This window comes from Nocardia crassostreae (genome assembly GCF_001613405.1).
Classification (GTDB): domain Bacteria; phylum Actinomycetota; class Actinomycetes; order Mycobacteriales; family Mycobacteriaceae; genus Nocardia; species Nocardia crassostreae.
In genome coordinates, this window is sequence record NZ_BDCH01000017.1 from 359,924 (window position 1) to 377,428 (window position 17,505).

The window sequence follows — 17,505 nt, forward strand, 5'->3', positions numbered from 1 at the left end:
AACACTCACAGCTCCACCGCCTTCCAATTCCGAAGTACTCCCGCGACGAGCTCCGCCGTCACGCCGAGATACCGCTCCGGTTCGAGCAACTCCCGAATCCGCTCCAGGGTCAGGTACTTCCCGATCGCCGGATCCGCGGCCAGCCGAGTCCCGAGATCGTCCGTCGCTCCTCGGGTTGCGCAGCAGGCGGATACGGCGTCGGCGGCCGCCTGGCGGCCGAGTTCGCCGTGGGAGGCCGAGACCAGTTCGACGGCAATGTTTTCCGCGAGGAGCAGGCCGCCGGTCAGGTCCAGGTTGGCGCGCATGCGGTCCGGGTCGACGCGTAGGCGGTTGAGGGAGGTGCGCAGCCAGTGGGCCGCGGAGCCGGTGGTGCGCAGGAGTTCGGTGTAGGGACGCCATTCGGCGTGCCAGGAGCCTGCGGCGCGCTGGTAGTCGTGGGGGGCGGCGGCGAGCAGGGCGGCGACCAGGCCGGGAGCCTGGCCCGCCGATCCGGCGGCGAGGACCGCCGCGACCCGGTTTCGCTTGTGCGGCATGGTGGATGAGCCGCCGGTGCCGGGCGGGCCTTGTTCGAGGACCTCGCCGACCTCGGTTTGCGCGAGCAGGGTGATATCGCGGGCGATCTTGGCGACGGCGGCGCAGGTTTGACCGAGGGTCGCGGCGACCTCGGCGATGCGGCTGCGTTCGATATGCCAGGCCAGGGTGGGTTCCGCCAGTTCGAGGCGGTGGGCGAGGGCGGCGCGTACGTCGAGTCCCCTGTCGCCCAGGGCGGCCAGAGTGCCTACGGCGCCGCCGAATTGGATGGCCAGGCGCGGGCGGAGAGCATCGAGGCGGTCCAGCGCCGCGGCCATGCCGGTGAGCCAGCCCGCGGCCGTGAGCCCGAAGGTGATCGGGGGCGCTTGCTGGAGCAGGCTGCGCCCGGCTTGCACGGTGCGCGCATGGGTTTCGGCGAGTTCGGCGAGCCGGTCGCCGCAGGCGCGCAGATCGGCTGCCAAGGCGGTGAGTGCGCGGGCGGTGACCAGCATGGCGGCGGTATCGAGGACATCCTGGCTGGTGGCTCCGAGGTGGACGTACCCGGCCGCATCCGGCTCGACGCGCGCGGTCAGGGAGCGCACCAGCGGGCCCGCGGGATTGCCGATGGCGACGGCCCCTGCGCCGAGTGCGGCGATATCGTACGAATCAGCGTCGCACTGGCTTTCGATGACGCGCGCCGCCGTCTCGGGGATGACACCGGCCTCCGCCTCGGCCGCCGCCAGCGCGCCTTCGAAGTCGAGCATGGCTTGCACCCAGGCGCGGTCGCTCACCCGCTCGGCGACCGGACCGGCCGCGAGCACGCCGTCGAACAAACCCTCAGACATCGAAGAACACCGTTTCACGCTCGCCTTGAATGCGAATGTCGAAGCGGTAACCGCCGGGTGCAGGGTCGGCGACCAGCGTCGAACGGCGGTGCGGGGGTGCCGATCTCAGCACCGGATCGGTCGCGTGGCGGTCGGCGTGCTCCGGGAAGTAGAGGCGGGTGACCACGCGGTGCAACATGCCGCGGGCGAAGACCGAGACATCGATGTGCGGTGCCTGGGAACGGCCGTCGCGGTCCGGGACCACACCGGGATGCACCGTGTGGATGGCGAATTCACCGAGGCGGGTATCGCTGCGCCCGAAGCCGCGCCAGCCGTGCACCCGCCCGCGCGGATCGTCCGGGTGGTCGAAGCGCCCGTCCGGATCGGCCTGCCAGGTCTCGATCATGGCGTCGGAGATGGGTTCGCCGAGTCCGTCGAGCACCTCTCCGCGGATCCAGAAGCCGCCGGGTGTGCCCTCGGGGACGACCAGGCGTCCGTCGATCACCCAGTCCAATCCGATGTGCAGGTAGGGGCCGACGGTCTGCGAGGGCGTGCCGGGCAATCGGGTCTCAGTCATCGTGCGGCTCCTCGAACGGGGTGGCGGCGCGGCCGCGCACCACAATGTCGAATTCGAAGGCCAGTGCCCAGTTCGGCTTGGTGCGTTCCAGGCTGAAGCGCGAAATCAGCCGGGCGCGTGCGGCTTCCGGGACGGAGTTGTAGATGGGATCCTGACCGAACAGCGGATCGTCGGGAAAGTACATCTGGGTGACGAGGCGCTGGGTGAAGGCGCGGCCGAATACCGAGAAGTGGATATGGGCCGGGCGCCAGGCATTGTGGTGATTGCCCCACGGGTAGGCGCCGGGTTTGACGGTGACGAATTCGTAGCGGCCCTGTTTGTCGGTGAGTGTGCGGCCGACGCCGTCGAAATGGGGATCGAGGGGCGCGTCCCAGCGGTCGCCGATATGGCGGTAGCGGCCCGCCGCATTGGCCTGCCAGATCTCGATGAGCGAATGCGGAATGGATCGGCCGTCACCGTCGAGCAGACGGCCGAAGACCAGGATCTTCTGCCCGATCGGATCACCGCGATGCTGGAAGGTGAGGTCGTGATCGCCGGGGCGGACCAGGCCCTCGCCCAGCACCGGTCCGGTGATCTCGGTCAGCGTGTGCGGCAGCAGCACCAGTGGCTCCGTGGGATGCCGCAGCGCCGTCGACTTGTAGTCCGGGAAGTCCAGCGGCGGATGCGTCCCCGTCCCGTCCGGGCGGTAGATCGGAAGCTGCTGGCCGGTAACGATTTTCACTGTGCCTCCAGGACGACGGCAAGGCCCTGGCCGACGCCGATGCACAGCGCGGCCAGCCCCCAGCGGCTGCCGCTGCGCCGCATCTCGCGGGCCAGCTGATTGACGAGGCGGCCGCCGGACGCCCCGAGCGGATGCCCAATGGCAATGGCTCCGCCGTTCACATTGACAATGGCCGGATCCAGCGCGGGCCACTCGAACAGACAGGCCAGCGCCTGGGCGGCGAAGGCCTCGTTCAGCTCGACGACACCCAGGTCCTCCCAGCCGATTCCCGCCCGCCGCAAAGCGGTTCGCGCCGCCTCGACGGGCCCGATGCCGAAGGCGTCCGGATCCACACCCGCAGCACCGCGCCCGGCGATACGCGCCAGCGGAGCGAAACCGATACGGTCGGCGAGGGTTTCGTCACCCAGCAGCAGCGCCGACGCACCGTCGTTGAGCGGCGAGGCATTGCCCGCGGTGACGGTGCCGTTGCCGCGGAACGACGGCTTCAGCCGCGCCAGCATCTCGACGGTGGTATCCGGTCGTAGCGATTCGTCGCGGGCCAGATCGGTGCCGGGCACGGTGACGACGTGATCGTCGTAGAACCCGCAGTCCCACGCCTTGGCTGTCAATTGATGACTGCGCGAGGCGAATTCGTCCTGCGCCGCGCGATGGATGCCGTAGCGCCCCGCCAGGATCTCGGTGCCCTCACCCAGTGCGACCGTCCACCGCCCGGGCATGGCCGGATTCACCAGCCGCCAGCCCAGCGTGGTGGAGTGCAGCGTCTCACTCCCGGCCGGAAAACCTTTGGCGAGCTTGGACATCACCCAGGGCGCTCGGCTCATCGACTCCACACCGACCACGACAACCGTTGCCGCATACCCGGTTTCGATCATCCGGGCGGCGTGGACGACGGCATCCAGACTCGAGCCGCACAGGCGGTTCACGGTGGTTCCGGGCACGGTGGTGGGCCAGCCCGCCAGCAGCGCGGCCATGCGCGCCACATTCCGATTGTCCTCCCCCGCTTGATTGGCCGCCCCGAACACCACCTCGTCCACGGTCTCCGGATCGAGCCCGGTGCGCTCGGCGAGCGCCCGCAGCACATGCGCGGCCAGATCGTCGGGCCGCACACCGCTCAGCGCGCCGCCGTAGCGGCCGAAGGGCGTGCGGACCCCGTCGTAGAGAAATGCGTTGTTCATGACGCCGCCCGCAATGCGCGCAGTGTCGAAAGTTCCTCGGGCGTAGGCGCTTCGGTCGACGACAACTCGGGCGCGACCCGCAGCTCCCAGCCGGTGGCCGCCCGCACCTGCGCCACCGTCACCCCGGGATGCACGGCGACCAGCACCAGTGCGCCGGTCGCGTCCGGCCGCATGACCCCGAGATCGGTGATCACCAGAGTCGTTCCCGCCCCGCGCATTCCGAGCTTCTCCCGCTCGCCCCCGCCCCGCCCGTGCCCGAGCGAGGTGACGAAATCGACCCGGTCGACGAACGAGCGCCGCGACTGCCGCACCACCACGAACACCTCACCGCAGGAGGCCGCGATCTCCGGCGCGCCGCCCGCGCCGGGCAGCCGCACCCCCGGATCCGCGTAGTCGCCGCCGATGACGGTCGTATTGATATTGCCGTACTTGTCGATCTGCGCCGCCCCGAGGAAGCCGATATCGATCCGCCCCGGCTGCAGCCAGTAGTTGAACACCTCCGGCACGCTGATCACCGCATCGGCGGTCTCGGCGAGAATGCCGTCACCGATCGAGGCGGGCAGCCGATCCGGTTTCGAGCCCAGTGTTCCCGATTCGTAGACCAGCACCAATCCGGGCGCGTGCGTGGTGCGGGCGAGATTGGCCGCGGTCGAGGGCAGGCCGATGCCCACGAAGCAGCGGAGGCCGTCGCGCAGCGCTCGCGCGGCCGCCACGGTCATCATCTCGTCGGCCGTGTAGCCCGGCTCGGTGGCCGGGGCGTCGATATCGGTGAGTGTCATGCCGGGCTCCCGGTGGTCGTGAAGACGTGCCGGTCGAGCCAGCCGGTGAAGGCGTCGCGGTCGCGGCTGATCGCGTCCCATTCCGCATAGTAGGCGTTGCCCCGTTCGCTGTAGCCCTGCGCATAGGAGGGGTGCGCGCCGCCGGGAACAGCGGCGACGGCGGTGACCGCCCAGCCCGGCAGCACGATCGCGCCGGGTACGGGGGTCAGTTCGTCGACGATCTCCTCGACGGTGACCAGGCTGCGCCGCGCCGCCAGCACGGCTTCCTTCTGCACCCCGAGCAGTCCCCAGAGCTGCACATTGCCCTGCCGGTCCGCGCGCTGCGCGTGAATGATCGTGACATCCGGATTGATGGCGGGCACCGCCGCCAGCCGCTCGCCGGTGAAGGGGCAGTCGATGAACTTGATCGTGTCGGTCACCGTCGGCAGATCGGTCCCGGCATAGCCGCGCAGCACCGCGAACGGCAGTCCGGACGCGCCCGCCGCATACCGGTTGGCCATGCCAGCATGGCTGTGCTCCTCGATGGCCAGCGGCGCGGGCCAGGCCCCCTGCACCGCGTCCCGGAATCGGTGCAGGGATCCGACGCCCGGATTGCCGCCCCAGGAGAACACCAGTTTGCGCGCGCAGCCCGCGCCGATGAGCTGGTCGTACACGATGTCCGGGGTCATGCGCACCAGCGTCAGCTCGCGGCGGCGCTGTCGAATGATCTCCTGCCCGGCGGCCACCGGAATCAGATGGGTGAACCCTTCCAAGGCGACGGTGTCGCCGTCGTGGACGAGTTCGGCGACCGCCGCAGCCAAGGACAGAATCCTGGCCATACTCACTCCCTAGTGCATTTGTGTGCGATACGCATACATGGTCGCTATACGCACACACTAACGCGCAGGCGGCAGCGGCTCAAGACCCGCGGGGCCGGTTTCAGCGTGCGGCCGCGCTCAGGCGTCGGAGTCCTTGCTCAGCGCCCGGCGGCTCGTGACGAGAAAGTCACGGAAGTCCCGGCGCTGCTGCGCGCTCAGCTCGGCGACCATCCGCTCTTCCATTTCCGCGACGCGAGGGTTGTACCGCGCCAAGAACTTTCGGCCCTCCTCGGTGAGGCTGATGAGCAGCCGCCGCCGATTGGCCGGATCGACGGCGCGCTCGATGAGCCCGCGCCGCTCCAGCGCGCCGATCAGATCCGAGGTCGATTGCGCCCGCACGAAGGAGGCCCGCGCCAGATCGGCCGAGGACATGGTGGGCCGCCGTTCCAGCACGGTCAGGGCGGTGTACTGCAGGGCCGTCACACCCGACGGCTTGAGCAGGGCGTCCAGCTGTGCGCGATTGGCCAGCTCGAGGCGCTTGATCAGGTAGAGCAGCGAGGCGGGGGCCGGATCGTCGGAATCGGTCACCCGGCCATTCAAGCAGGATCTTGCATAGTCAGGAAACCTGATGCATTATCAGTAAACCTGATGATCTGCTGCTCCGGAGGATTTGTTGAACCCGCCTCGACCGCTCTCCGCCGTCACCCTGCCCGATACCCTGCGCGCCGAAACGAGGGGCGGCGTGGCGGTATTGACGCTGGCCAGGCCACACAAACGCAATGCGCTCAGTGACGACACCGTCCTCGGCATCGAGCGGTTCTTCACCTCGCTGGGGCCGGAGGTGCGCGCCGCAGTGGTGGCGGCCGAGGGCGAACATTTCTGCGCCGGACTGGATCTGGCGGAGATGACGGAGCGGGACACCCTGGACTCGGTCGCGCATTCGCGCATGTGGCATCGGGTGTTCGAGGTCATCGAGAACGGGCGCGTGCCCGTGGTAGCGGCACTCCAGGGCGCGGTGGTGGGCGGCGGTCTGGAATTGGCCGCGGCCGCGCATATCCGGGTGGCCGAGGAGTCCACGTTCTACGCCCTGCCGGAGGGCATACGCGGATTGTTCGTCGGCGGTGGGGGTTCGGTGCGGATCCCCCGGCTCATCGGCGTGGCGCGAATGACGGACATGATGCTGACCGGGCGGACCTACAACGCGCACGAGGGCGCGACCATCGGCCTCTCGCAGTATGTGGTGCCGTCCGGGAACGGTTTCGACAAGGCGCTCGAACTCGCCGAGCGCATGGCCGCCAATGCGCCGCAGACGAATTACGCGGTGCTGCAAGCCTTGCCGCGCATCGCGGAGTCCAATCCGCGCGATGGATATCTCATGGAATCGCTCATGGCGGCCATTGCCTCGGGCAGCGACGACGCCAAGGTGCGCATGGGCGATTTCCTCACCGGGCGCGCGGCCAAGGTGACCGGGGAGCCCGCATGAGTATCGAACAGGGTGAGATCGTCTGGACGCCACCGGCCGATGTGCTTGACAACAGCCGGGTCGGGCAGTTCCTCGGGTGGCTGCGCGAGCAGCGCGGGCTGCAGTTCGGCGGCCACGAGGACCTGTGGCGGTGGTCGGTGACCGATCTCGACGGATTCTGGTCCGCCATCTGGGAATTCGGCGGGGTGATCAGCCATGCGCCGTACCGCAACGTGCTCGCCGAACGAGTCATGCCGGGCACACGGTGGTTTCCGGGCGCGCTGCTCAACTACGCCGAGCACGCCATGGGTCTCGATGCGGACTCCGATCGCACTGCGGTGCTGGGTGTTTCACAGACCCGACCCGATGTAGAGCTGACCTTCGGGCAGCTGCGCGACCAGGTCGCGCGAGCGCGCGCCGTGCTGGCGAGCCTCGGCGTCGGCCCGGGCGACCGTGTCGCCGGATACCTGCCGAACGCGCCCGAAACCCTGATCGCCTTCCTCGCGACGGCCAGTCTCGGCGCGATCTGGGCGAGCTGCGCCCCGGAGTTCGGACCGCGCAGCGTGATCGACCGCTTCGCCCAGCTGGAACCGGCGGTCCTGCTGGTCGCGGGCGGATACAGCTACGGCGACAAGGAGATCGACCGCCGCTCCCAGATCGCCGAGATCCGAGCAGAACTGCCCAGCGTGCGGCACGTGGCCGATATCTGGTACGGCGCATGGCGTGTCGACGATGCCCTCGACTGGCCCGCCCTCCTGTCGGCCGCCCCCGGCGGAGCCCCGGAATTCCTCCCGGTGCCCTTCGACCACCCGCTGTTCGTGCTGTTCTCCTCCGGAACCACGGGCAAGCCCAAGGCCATCGTGCACGGCCACGGCGGAATCCTGCTGGAGCACTTGAAGAACCACACCCTGTCCTGGGACATGGGCCCGCAAGACCGCATGCTGTGGTTCACCACCACCGCCTGGATGATGTGGAACGCCCTCGTCTCCGGCCTCCTCACCCGCTCGTCCATCGTCATGATCGACGGCAACCCGATGTTCCCAGATGTCGGCTGGCAATGGCGTCTCGCCGAGCGGACCCGGGCCACCATCATGGGCGCGAGCCCCGGCTTCGTCATGGCCTCCCGCAAGGCCGGACTCCAACCGGGTGAACTCGACCTCCCACTCCGCGTAATCGGCTCCGCCGGAGCGCCTTTGCCACCCGAGGGCTACGCCTGGATCCGCGATCAGTTCGGTCCCCGGGTCCACCTGAACGTCGGCAGCGGCGGCACCGACGTCTGCTCGGGCCTGGTCCAGAACAACCCGCTACTCCCGGTCCGGGCCGGTGAGATCTCCGGCCGCTGTCTCGGCGTGGACGCCCACGCCTTCGACGAATCCGGCGGCCCCATCACAGGGGCACTCGGCGAACTCGTCATCACCTCCCCCATGCCCTCCATGCCGGTCGCCTTCTGGAACGACCCCGACGACACCCGCCTGCGCTCCACCTACTTCGACCGCTGGCCCGGCATCTGGCGCCACGGCGACTGGATCCGCTTCGACGACAATGGCAGTTGCCACGTGGCGGGCCGCTCGGACGCCACCCTGAACCGCGGCGGCGTCCGCCTCGGCACCGCCGAGTTCTACCGCGTGGTCGAGGAAATCGACGGCATCTCCGACAGCCTCGTCGTCCACCTCGAAGACCGCGACGGCGGCAACGGCCGACTCCTCCTCTTCGTCAGTCTGGACCCCGGCACGGAACTGGACACACCCCTGCGCACAACGATCACTCGCGTCCTGCGCACCTCGTTGTCCCCCCGCCACATTCCCGACGAAGTCCACCGAATCCCCGTGGTGCCACGCAATCTCACCGGCAAGAAACTCGAACTCCCCGCCAAGAGAATTCTCCTCGGCGCCCCACCGGAAGCCGTCACCAGCCCCGACGCCCTCTCCGACCCCACCTCCCTGCATGCCTTCGTCGAACTCGCCGCCGAATATCGGGCGGCCCCGCAATGAGCGCTCCGCAGGCATTCACCCTCCCGGCCCAGCCGGACCACACCCGCAAGCAGCCGGACGCACCGCCCATCCGGCACTGCATCGGCACCCTCGCCTCGGCGGATATCACTGAGCACCAGCACGGAAGGCGGTCGCGAAATGATTGACGCCGACGATATAGGCACCGTGGCCATTGTCGGCGCGGGGTCGATCGGCGCGAGTTGGGCGGCGCTCGTTTTGGCGCGTGGGCTGACCGTGATCGCTACGGATCCCGCTCGCGGAGCCCTGGAGTCGTTGCCCGATGCGGTGGGCGCACGGTTGGCAGAACTCGGCGCGGTGGCGGACTGGCGGGGTCGACTGCACTTCACGGCGGATCCGGCCGAGGCGGCGGCTGCGGCCGATCTGGTGTTGGAGAACGGGCCGGAGCGGCTGGTGGTGAAGCGGGAGATCTTCGCGGTGCTGGATGCTGCCGCGCGGCCGGACGTCCTTCTCGCCAGTAGTTCATCCGGGCTGGCGCCGAGCAGTTTTCAGGGGGTGTGCCGGTATCCGGAGCGGGTGCTCGTGGCGCATCCGTTCAATCCGCCGCATCTGGTGCCGCTGGTGGAGATCGTCGGGGGCGAGCAGACTTCGGCGGCGGCAATCGCGACTGCCATGGCGGTCATGCGGCATTGGGGCAAAGAGCCGGTGCATATTCGACGGGAGTTGCCCGGGCATGTGGCGAATCGGTTGCAAGCGGCGCTGTGGCGGGAAGCGTATTACCTGGTGGAGCAGGGCGTAGTGTCGGTGGCCGATATCGATACCGCCATATCCGCAGGGCCGGGATTGCGGTGGGCGCTGCTGGGGCCGTTCGCGACTCAACACCTGTCCGGAGGACCGGGCGGGCTGGGGCATGTGCTCGAGCATCTCGGGCCCCCGATGGTCGACTGGTGGGCCGATCTGGGTTCGCCCAAACTCACTTCCGAACTGATGGAAAGCCTGGTGACCGGCGTCGCCGAGGAGCTCGGCGATATCGCGGCCGATGAGTTGCCGGATCGCCGAGATCGTGCCCTGCGAGACCTGTTGTCGCTCAAGGACCGCCATGGGCTCGGCTGATATGTCCGAGACGTTGGCAGACAGCGAAGTTTGGAGACATCGATGAACGACCAGGGAATGGGTTCCTGGACCACCCGTCGCGCCCGGATGACGCCGAATCGGGCGGCCCTCGTCCAGGACGGGGTGGCGACGAGCTACCGGGAGCTGGACGAGCGGGCCGTGCGGCTGGCGCACGGGCTGCGCGGGCGCGGGGTCGAACGCGGGGATCGGGTGGCCTATCTGGGCTGGAATTCGGTGGCGTTCGTCGAAACCATGTTCGCGGTGGCCAAATTGGGGGCGGTGCTGGTGCCGTTGAATACCCGGCTGGCCGCACCGGAGACGGCGTTCATTCTCGCGGATTGCGGGCCGCGACTGCTGATCGCCGATCAGGGTTTCGATTCCGTACTCGGCTCCGACGAGGTACGGGCGCTCGGCCTGGACCCGGTCGCGGTCGACGAGGTGCGCGAATCCGGTTCCGGCACAGCGATCGACGAGCCGATCTCGCTCGACGACCTGTTCATGGTCCAGTACACCTCCGGCACCACCGGGCGGCCCAAGGGCGTCATGCTCATCCACGGCAATATCACCTGGAACGTCTACAACCTGCTGGTGGACATGGACGTTCGCGGTACCGAGATCGCGCTGGTCACCGCTCCCCTGTTCCACACCGCGGCGCTCAATCAAGTGCTGTTCCCCGTGCTGCTCAAGGGCGGCACCGCGCTCATCGAGGCTAAATGGGATCCTGCGCGCGCCTTGCGGCTCATCGAAAACGACCGCGTCACCATGCTTTTCGGTGTCACCTCGATGTATCAGTCGCTGGCGCTCACACCAGGATTCGACACCGCCGATCTGTCCTCGCTGCGCAATGCTCTCAGCGGCGGCGCACCGATTCCGGTCGCACTGCTGGAGACCTACCGGGCACGCGGGCTGACCATCATCCAGGGCTACGGCCTCACCGAGGCGTCACCATGCTGCGGGCCGCCGATCCGGGAGCGGACGGCGCGAAACTGGGTTCCGCGGGCACGCCTTGCTTCTTCACCGACGTCCGCCTGGCCGGGGACTCCGGGGACTCCGGGGACTCCGGCGAAATCCTGGTCCAGGGCCCGAATGTCAGCCCCGGCTACTGGAATCGGCCCGACGCGACCGCCGCCGCATTCGAGGACGGGCACTGGCTGCACACCGGCGATCTGGGCCGCCGCGACGACGACGGCTACCTCCATATCGTCGACCGGCTCAAGGACATGTTCATCTCCGGCGGTGAGAACGTCTATCCCGCCGAGGTGGAGCAGGCCATCTACGCCCACGCGGCCGTCGCCGAATGCGCGGTCATCGGCGTGCCCGATCCGGTCTGGGGCGAGGTCGGCCGCGCCGTCGTGGTGCCGCGCCCCGGCGCGACGCTCACCGAGGCCGAGCTGCTGACCTTCCTGGATACCCGTATCGCCCGCTACAAGATCCCGAAATCCGTTGTGTTCGTGGACGAATTGGCGCACAACGCCGCCGGAAAGCTGATCAAGGCCCGCATTCGTGAACTGCACGGTGCGGTGGACGAGGAGACCCCGTGAAGTACGAATGCAAGATCGATGTCGACGCCATCACCGCGCTCGATATGCACGTCCACATCGAACAGGATCACCACGGGTGCCTCTCCCTGGATCAGGAGTTGATGGACGCGTCGGCGGCCTACTTCAAGTCCTCGGACAATCGCACGCCGACGGTGGACGATATTGCCGAACGCTATCGCGCGGCGGGTATGGCGGCGGTGGTGTTCACCGTCGATGCCTCGACTGCCACCGGCCACCCGGCCATTTCGAGCGAGGAGATCGCCGAGCGGGCGGCCGCGCACGCGGATGTGCTGATCCCCTTCGGCTCCGTGGATCCGCTGCGCGGCGCGGCGGCGATCGAGCAGGCCCGGCGGCTGGTCACCGACCACGGCGTGCGCGGCTTCAAATTCCATCCCAGCCTGCAAGGGTTCGCACCCAATGAGCCACAGTTCAATCCGCTCTGGGCGGCCCTGGAGGAGTTGGGCATGCCCGCGCTCTTCCACACCGGCCAGAACGGCATCGGCGCGGGCCTGCCCGGCGGCCGCGGGATCAAACTGCGCTACTCCAACCCGCTGCTGCTCGATGACATCGCCGCCGACTTCCCCGGTCTGACAGTGATTCTGGCGCACCCGTCGGTGCCCTGGCAGGCCGAGGCCATCTCCATGGCCACCCACAAGGCCAATGTCTTCATCGACCTGTCCGGCTGGTCGCCCAAGTACTTCCCGGCCGAACTGGTCAAGGCGGCGGGCGGCATGCTGCGCCGAAAAGTGTTGTTCGGCAGCGATTATCCGCTCATCGCGCCCGAGCGCTGGCTCGCCGATTTCGCCACGCTCGGCCTGAAAGACGACGTGCTGCCCGGCATTTTCAAGGGCAATGCCGCCGGGTTGCTCGGCCTCTTGACGTGAGCTGGACCACACAGCACAATCATCAGGGTACCTGACTATCAGGAACCCTGATCTTTTTGTGTCACCTCTGGGAGCTCCCCCATGTCAACAACTTCCACCGCGGACGCGCGCAGCCATATGCGCCGGGTCGTGGCCTCCAGCTTCACCGGCAGCCTCATCGAGTACTACGACTTCATGCTGTACTCGACCGCCTCCGCGGTCGTCTTCGGCAAGGTCTTCTTCTCCCACCTGGACGGGCTGACCGCCACCCTCGCCAGCTTCGCCACCTTCGCGACCGGCTATCTGGCGCGCCCCCTCGGCGGAATCGTGTTCGGGCACTTCGGCGATCGGCTCGGCCGCAAGCGGATGCTGGTGCTGACCATGACCCTCATGGCCGGGGTGAGCACCGCCATCGGCCTGCTGCCCACCTATGCGGCCATCGGCCTGTGGGCCCCGCTGCTGCTGACCCTGCTGCGCGTGGTGCAGGGCAACGCGGTGGGCGGCGAATGGGGCGGCGCGGTGCTCATGACCGCCGAGCACGCCACCTCGCGGCGCGGGCTGTGGGCCAGCTTCACCAATGCGGGCGCACCGGCGGGCCTGGTGCTGTCGACGGCGGTCATGTCGGCCACCGCCGGTCTCACCACCGATGCGCAGTTCCTGTCGTGGGGCTGGCGAATTCCCTTCCTGCTCAGCCTGGGACTGCTGGCGGTCGGGCTCTACATCCGGCTGAGCGTGCGCGAGACACCGGCGTTCGAACAGCTGCGGGAGTCCGGGCAGGATCACGGCTTCCCGCTGCTCGACGTGCTGCGCAACCACTGGCGCAAACTGCTGCTGACCGTCGGCGTCGACCTGGGCGCGTTCATCGCGCAGAGCACGCTGACCACCTTCGTGGTCGCCTACGCCGTGAGCGTGGGCTTCGCCCGCCCTTCGGTGCTGAACGCGCTCACCATCGCCTCGGCCTTCTCGGTGGTGCTGATTCCGGTGTGGGCGGGCCTGACCGACCGGGTGGGCCGCCGCCCGGTCATCCTGGCGGGCGCGGTCGCGCTGGGCCTGTTCGCCTTCGCGCTGTTCCCCATGATCCGCACCGGCAGCTGGACCATGCTGCTCATCGCGCTCGTCATCGGCGTGTGTATTCTGCATCCGGCCTGGTACGGTCCCCTGGCGGCACTGTGCAGCGAGATGTTCTCGACCTCCTCCCGCTACACCGGCACCTCGCTGGGCTATCAGCTCGCCGGTATCGGCGCGGGCGTCGCACCCTTGATCTTCACGAGCATGCAGAAATCGTTCGGCAACAACACCATCGGCGTCTCACTGGTCGTCGCCGCCTTCGCGCTGCTGTCGGTGGTGTGCGTCCTGGTGCTGTCGGAGACCCGGCACGAGCAATTGTCCGAGCCGGTCGCCGACAATGAATTCGAATGGGAGAGAAAATGATCGACGGCCGCCCCAGCGGCGCACCGAGCCGGCGCCGCTTCCTCACCCTGGCCGGGCTGAGCGCGGCGAGCCTGGCGCTGAACGCGGCGTGCGGTAAGGATCCGGCCTCGTCGACCGTGGCGCAGACCCGCCACGGCGCGGTCCGCGGCATCGCGTCCGAGGGCATGGTGGTCTGGAAGGGCATTCCTTTCGCGGCCCCGCCCACCGGTGCCCGCCGCTTCGCCGCGCCCGAGCCCGCCGAACCTTGGACCGGCATTCGCGACGCCACCTAATTCGGTTTCGCCGCACTGCAAGTGCCGCTGCTGCCGAACGCACCCGAGGCTTCCGCACAGAGCGAAGACTGTCTCAACCTGAACGTGTGGTCGCCCGCGACCGACGGCAAGCGCCCGGTGATCGTCTGGATTCACGGCGGCGCTTTCGTCGCGGGCACCGGTGGCGACTCGGCCTTCGACGGCAGGCCATTCGTCGCCCGCGGCTGTGTGCTGGTCACCCTCAACTACCGACTGGGCGCTTTCGGCTGTCTCTACCAGCCCGGCAAACCGGGATCCGGCAACCTGCGCCTCCTCGATCAGATGGCGGCCCTGAACTGGGTCCGCGACAATATCGCCAATTTCGGCGGCGATCCGGACAACGTCACCGTCATGGGCGAATCGGCGGGCGCCATGTCCATCGGCCCGCTACTGGGCATCCGCTCCGCCCGCCGCCTGTTCCACCGCGCCATCCTCTCCAGCGGCGGCCCCCGCCCCGTCCGCACACCGGAGTTCGCGGCGCTCACCACCACGGCCGTCCTGAAAACCCTCAACCTGACCGATCCCACACAACTCATGGACGTCCCCGCCCAGGACCTGCTGCAAGCCTCGGCCACGGCGCGCACCGATCCCCAACTGCTGGAACCCTATCCACACGTCATCGACGACATCGTTCTCACCGATCACCCATTGCGGACGCTCGACGGCAGCATCGATCTTCTGATCGGCACCTGCGACAAGGAGGCCGACCTGTTCCTGATCAACCCGACCAATCGCGCCCGCTTCGAGACCCAAGCCCGCCAGGCGGTGGGCGATCGAACCTGGAACCACCTGCTCGAGGTCTACGACGGCACCCCGATCGACGGCCACACCCCGCTGAACGACATCCTCAGCGGCTGGTTCGCCGTCATGCCCTCGGTCTGGCTGGCCGAAAACGCCCAGCGCACAGGCGCATCCGTCTGGAAGTACACCTTCGACTACCCCGCCGCGGGTCCCCGGGGGCCGGTGCACGGCGCGGACGTCCCGTACACCTTCGGCAATCTCGACCCCGCCGATCTCACCGAACCGGCCACCGCCCGCACCCTCTCCACCGCAATGATCTCCACCTTCGCGGCCTTCGCCCACACCGGAAACCCGTCGGCGCCGGAGCTGCCCGCCTGGCCGTCCTTCACCCCGGAGAATCGCGCCTGCATGTCCTTCGACGCCCGGCCGCACCTGATCGACGATCGTCTCCCGGCGGCCCGCCGCCTGGCCTGGGCCGCCGCCGATCCCGCCGCGGTCTGCTGACTACTTGGTGGCCGCGGCCAACTCCAGCAGGCGCGCGCGGACCAGATCGGGGCGTTCGTCGGCGACGAAATGCCCGCAGCCCGCGATAAGTTCGAGGGTGTAATCGTCGGCGCGTGCGGTCGCGGCCGATGCCAGGGTGTGGTGGACCGCAGCATCGTCGACGCCGAACAGCGCACGAATGGGAATGGCGCCGCGGCGGCGTTCGGGAGTTCGCGTCGAGGCCGGGATTTCGCGCAGCCAGAAGGTGCGGTAGGTGTCGGTGGCGGCGCGGGCGCAGACCGGATCGCGGAAACGATCGGAGAAGATGCGGACCTGGTCGGGCGTGAGGGCGCCGCGGTCGGAGAGCGCGGTGACGAACATCCGCTCCAGGAATCGGGTGCGCTGCTGCAACGGGACACCGGCCGCGGCGATCAAGGGTTGATACAGCAGGAAGCGCCAGACATTGCGGGCCAGGGTTTTCGCGGGGACCCAGGGGTGCGCCATATTGAGGACCAGATACCCGGAGAAGCGTTCGGGCTCGCGCAAGATCATCAGATACCCGATGAAACCGCCCCAGTCGTGGCCGACCAGCAGCACCCGGTCTAATCCCAGAACATCCAGGAGCGCAAGCACATCCGAGGCCACGTCCTCCTTGGCCCAGCGATGCGGAGCCGGACCGGACCAGCCGTAGCCGGGCAGGTCGGGCGCGATGATGCGCAGCCCCGCGGGCGGGTCGGCCAGCAGATCGCGATAGGCGTAGTGATGCTGCGGCCAGCCGTGCAACAGCACCACGGGGCGGCCCTCGGGATCACCGGCCTCGGTCACGTGGAAACGAACACCCCGGGCTTCGACGAACGAGCGGGTCACGCCCGGGATGACCGGCGGCGCGACGGAGACGGTATCGGCGGCGCGAGACATGAACTCACGATAGCGGCGGATGCGGTGGCGCAGGGCCGGGTCAAGCGGCTTCGAGATCGAGGGATTTACCGCGCAGCGACTGGATCCACGGGGCGACGCGCATCATACCCCAGCGCAGGATCGGATTGCGGGTGGTGAAGCGGGTCATCATCTTCTCGGAAGCCTCCACCTCCTTGAACGAGTAGGCGAGCATCTCCTGCTGATAGGCCGCGACCGCCGACTCGATCGAGGCGCCGGTTCGCGCTGCCGCCTGGAGCTTTTCGCTCAGCAAGGCCGCATCACGCAGGGCGGTATTGCCGCCGTGCGCGCCGAAGGGCGGCATGGTGTGGACGGCATCGCCCATGAGGGTGGCGCGGGACGCCTGCCAGTGAGCGGGCTTGGTTGACGCGCGCAGCGGGACCGCGAGGGTGCAGTCGACATCGGCACGCTCCACCAAACGCTGGAGCACGGGATGGAATTCGCGGGAGCCCGCCAGGGCGAGACCGTGCAGCGCGGTGCTGTCGAGCCGCGCGTCGGTCGGAAAAGCATTGTCGGGGAAGATGATCGCCCACATGACGTAGTCGTCCTCGACGGGCGGGCGCTGCGCGGGAGCCAAGCGGGCGAAGGCTTTCGCCGGAGATTCCTTGAACGGCATGGTGGTGAAGAAGAACGCCGATCCGGGTGCGCCCACCGACAGCACCCCGCTGTCGGCCAGGGCCGCCGGGACCAGCGCGGCGCCGTCCTGAATCAGCTGGGAGCAGCCGTACACGGCGGTCATCCCCGTGCCCTTCGGCGCGCAATCCGGCAGAAGTTGCTCGCGCAGGGGTGAATTCGCGCCATCCGCGCCGACCACGAGATCGGCCCGCACCGACGACCCGTCGGTGAAATGGAGCGTCGCGCCCTCGGAGTCGGTCTCGATACGCTCGGCGGCCTTACCGAAATGCACGCGATCCTCGAGACCGTCGAGCAGTAACGCCCGCAGTGTCTGCCGGTCGGACTGCCGCGGCTTGGTAAGATCCTCCCCGGTCGGATCGCCCTCGAAGGTGAGGCTGAAGATCTCCCGCATGCGCTGATCGAAAAAGCGGAAGTGCCCGCCCGCGCGGGTATCACTGGCGGTGGCGAGATACAGCTCGAACAGCCGCGGCGGCAGGCATTGCCGCAATGCCTCGATCCCGTGCTCGTCGGTGGTGATGCGGTAGCCCTGACGCCGGGCGTGCGGAGCAGCGTCCCGCTCGTACACCCGGACGTCGAATCCGGCGCCCAGCAGCGACTGCGCCAGGCACAACCCGCTCAGTCCGGCTCCGGCAATGGCAATGGTGGTTTCTGAAGTGTTCTTCGACATGCCGCAATAA

At 68.5% G+C, this 17,505-nt stretch carries 16 protein-coding genes and 1 pseudogene; 8 read left to right on the top strand and 9 right to left on the bottom strand.

The window, feature by feature from the left end:
- Nucleotides 1-5: 5 nt before the first annotated feature.
- The 7 genes from pcaB to NC4_RS18180 form a co-directional block, all read right to left on the bottom strand.
- A complete protein-coding gene (gene pcaB / locus NC4_RS18150; RefSeq protein ID WP_067539553.1) occupies nucleotides 6-1,355 on the bottom strand; it encodes a 3-carboxy-cis,cis-muconate cycloisomerase in 1,350 nt (449 codons plus the stop codon).
- Nucleotides 1,348-1,911 carry a protocatechuate 3,4-dioxygenase subunit alpha gene (pcaG, locus tag NC4_RS18155; protein WP_067539556.1) on the bottom strand — a complete coding sequence of 188 codons (564 nt, stop codon included), beginning with the start codon at nucleotides 1,909-1,911 and terminating at the stop codon, nucleotides 1,348-1,350. The genes pcaB and pcaG overlap by 8 nt, the downstream gene beginning before the upstream one ends.
- Nucleotides 1,904-2,632 carry a protocatechuate 3,4-dioxygenase subunit beta gene (gene pcaH / locus NC4_RS18160; protein WP_067539559.1) on the bottom strand — a complete coding sequence of 243 codons (729 nt, stop codon included), beginning with the start codon at nucleotides 2,630-2,632 and terminating at the stop codon, nucleotides 1,904-1,906. The genes pcaG and pcaH overlap by 8 nt, the downstream gene beginning before the upstream one ends.
- Complete coding sequence (locus tag NC4_RS18165) at nucleotides 2,629-3,807, bottom strand: thiolase family protein (protein WP_067539561.1); 1,179 nt, start codon at nucleotides 3,805-3,807, stop codon at nucleotides 2,629-2,631. The genes pcaH and NC4_RS18165 overlap by 4 nt, the downstream gene beginning before the upstream one ends.
- A complete protein-coding gene (locus NC4_RS18170) occupies nucleotides 3,804-4,586 on the bottom strand; it encodes a CoA-transferase subunit beta (RefSeq protein WP_067539564.1) in 783 nt (260 codons plus the stop codon). Before NC4_RS18170 ends, NC4_RS18165 begins: the two co-directional genes overlap by 4 nt.
- The gene (locus NC4_RS18175; RefSeq protein ID WP_067539567.1) at nucleotides 4,583-5,404 is read right to left on the bottom strand and encodes a CoA transferase subunit A; all 822 of its coding nucleotides are present in this window, start codon (nucleotides 5,402-5,404) and stop codon (nucleotides 4,583-4,585) included. Before NC4_RS18175 ends, NC4_RS18170 begins: the two co-directional genes overlap by 4 nt.
- Nucleotides 5,405-5,521: 117 nt before the next feature.
- Nucleotides 5,522-5,971, bottom strand: coding sequence for a MarR family winged helix-turn-helix transcriptional regulator (locus NC4_RS18180; RefSeq protein WP_084529302.1), 450 nt, complete (start codon nucleotides 5,969-5,971; stop codon nucleotides 5,522-5,524).
- An 85-nt stretch (nucleotides 5,972-6,056) separates the two neighbouring features.
- Here NC4_RS18180 and NC4_RS18185 point away from each other — a divergent pair, with 85 nt between their 5' ends.
- The 8 genes and pseudogenes from NC4_RS18185 to NC4_RS18220 all read left to right on the top strand — a co-directional run bounded on the left by NC4_RS18185 (nucleotide 6,057) and on the right by NC4_RS18220 (nucleotide 15,277).
- Nucleotides 6,057-6,866, top strand: coding sequence for a crotonase/enoyl-CoA hydratase family protein (locus tag NC4_RS18185; RefSeq protein ID WP_067539938.1), 810 nt, complete (start codon nucleotides 6,057-6,059; stop codon nucleotides 6,864-6,866).
- A complete protein-coding gene (locus NC4_RS18190) occupies nucleotides 6,863-8,836 on the top strand; it encodes an acetoacetate--CoA ligase (RefSeq protein WP_067539573.1) in 1,974 nt (657 codons plus the stop codon). The genes NC4_RS18185 and NC4_RS18190 overlap by 4 nt, the downstream gene beginning before the upstream one ends.
- Nucleotides 8,837-8,974: 138 nt before the next feature.
- Nucleotides 8,975-9,907 (top strand): 3-hydroxyacyl-CoA dehydrogenase NAD-binding domain-containing protein, encoded by a 933-nt coding sequence (locus tag NC4_RS18195; RefSeq protein ID WP_067539576.1) that lies wholly within the window; start codon nucleotides 8,975-8,977, stop codon nucleotides 9,905-9,907.
- 42 nt (nucleotides 9,908-9,949) lie between these two features.
- Nucleotides 9,950-11,305: an AMP-binding protein gene (locus NC4_RS44700; protein ID WP_369690764.1), complete on the top strand. Its 1,356-nt coding sequence runs from the start codon at nucleotides 9,950-9,952 to the stop codon at nucleotides 11,303-11,305.
- Entirely contained in the window at nucleotides 11,221-11,448 is a 228-nt protein-coding gene (locus NC4_RS44705; RefSeq protein WP_369690765.1) for an AMP-binding enzyme, read from the top strand. The genes NC4_RS44700 and NC4_RS44705 overlap by 85 nt, the downstream gene beginning before the upstream one ends.
- 44 nt (nucleotides 11,449-11,492) lie before the next feature.
- Nucleotides 11,493-12,332, top strand: a complete 840-nt coding sequence (locus tag NC4_RS18205; RefSeq protein ID WP_067539941.1) for an amidohydrolase family protein — start codon at nucleotides 11,493-11,495, stop codon at nucleotides 12,330-12,332.
- An 81-nt stretch (nucleotides 12,333-12,413) separates the two neighbouring features.
- Entirely contained in the window at nucleotides 12,414-13,742 is a 1,329-nt protein-coding gene (locus NC4_RS18210) for an MFS transporter (protein WP_067539579.1), read from the top strand.
- Nucleotides 13,739-15,277, top strand: a pseudogene (locus tag NC4_RS18220) (carboxylesterase/lipase family protein). Before NC4_RS18210 ends, NC4_RS18220 begins: the two are co-directional and overlap by 4 nt.
- Here the strand turns inward: NC4_RS18220 and NC4_RS18225 are convergent.
- Both NC4_RS18225 and NC4_RS18230 read right to left on the bottom strand, forming a co-directional pair.
- Complete coding sequence (locus tag NC4_RS18225; RefSeq protein WP_067539588.1) at nucleotides 15,278-16,174, bottom strand: alpha/beta fold hydrolase; 897 nt, start codon at nucleotides 16,172-16,174, stop codon at nucleotides 15,278-15,280.
- A gap of 40 nt (nucleotides 16,175-16,214) precedes the next feature.
- A complete protein-coding gene (locus NC4_RS18230; protein ID WP_067539591.1) occupies nucleotides 16,215-17,495 on the bottom strand; it encodes an FAD-dependent oxidoreductase in 1,281 nt (426 codons plus the stop codon).
- Between the last annotated feature and the right edge of the window lie 10 nt (nucleotides 17,496-17,505).

Excerpts from the sequence above, each read along its gene's own strand:
- pcaB (WP_067539553.1), bottom strand. The coding sequence starts at position 1,355 with ATGTCTGAGGGTTTGTTCGACGGCGTGCTCGCGGCCGGTCCGGTCGCC.
- pcaG (WP_067539556.1), bottom strand. The coding sequence starts at position 1,911 with ATGACTGAGACCCGATTGCCCGGCACGCCCTCGCAGACCGTCGGCCCC.
- NC4_RS18165 (WP_067539561.1), bottom strand. The coding sequence starts at position 3,807 with ATGAACAACGCATTTCTCTACGACGGGGTCCGCACGCCCTTCGGCCGC.
- NC4_RS18170 (WP_067539564.1), bottom strand. The coding sequence starts at position 4,586 with ATGACACTCACCGATATCGACGCCCCGGCCACCGAGCCGGGCTACACG.
- NC4_RS18175 (WP_067539567.1), bottom strand. The coding sequence starts at position 5,404 with ATGGCCAGGATTCTGTCCTTGGCTGCGGCGGTCGCCGAACTCGTCCAC.
- NC4_RS18190 (WP_067539573.1), top strand. The coding sequence starts at position 6,863 with ATGAGTATCGAACAGGGTGAGATCGTCTGGACGCCACCGGCCGATGTG.
- NC4_RS18195 (WP_067539576.1), top strand. The coding sequence starts at position 8,975 with ATGATTGACGCCGACGATATAGGCACCGTGGCCATTGTCGGCGCGGGG.
- NC4_RS44700 (WP_369690764.1), top strand. The coding sequence starts at position 9,950 with ATGAACGACCAGGGAATGGGTTCCTGGACCACCCGTCGCGCCCGGATG.
- NC4_RS18205 (WP_067539941.1), top strand. The coding sequence starts at position 11,493 with ATGCACGTCCACATCGAACAGGATCACCACGGGTGCCTCTCCCTGGAT.
- NC4_RS18210 (WP_067539579.1), top strand. The coding sequence starts at position 12,414 with ATGTCAACAACTTCCACCGCGGACGCGCGCAGCCATATGCGCCGGGTC.
- NC4_RS18225 (WP_067539588.1), bottom strand. The coding sequence starts at position 16,174 with ATGTCTCGCGCCGCCGATACCGTCTCCGTCGCGCCGCCGGTCATCCCG.
- NC4_RS18230 (WP_067539591.1), bottom strand. The coding sequence starts at position 17,495 with ATGTCGAAGAACACTTCAGAAACCACCATTGCCATTGCCGGAGCCGGA.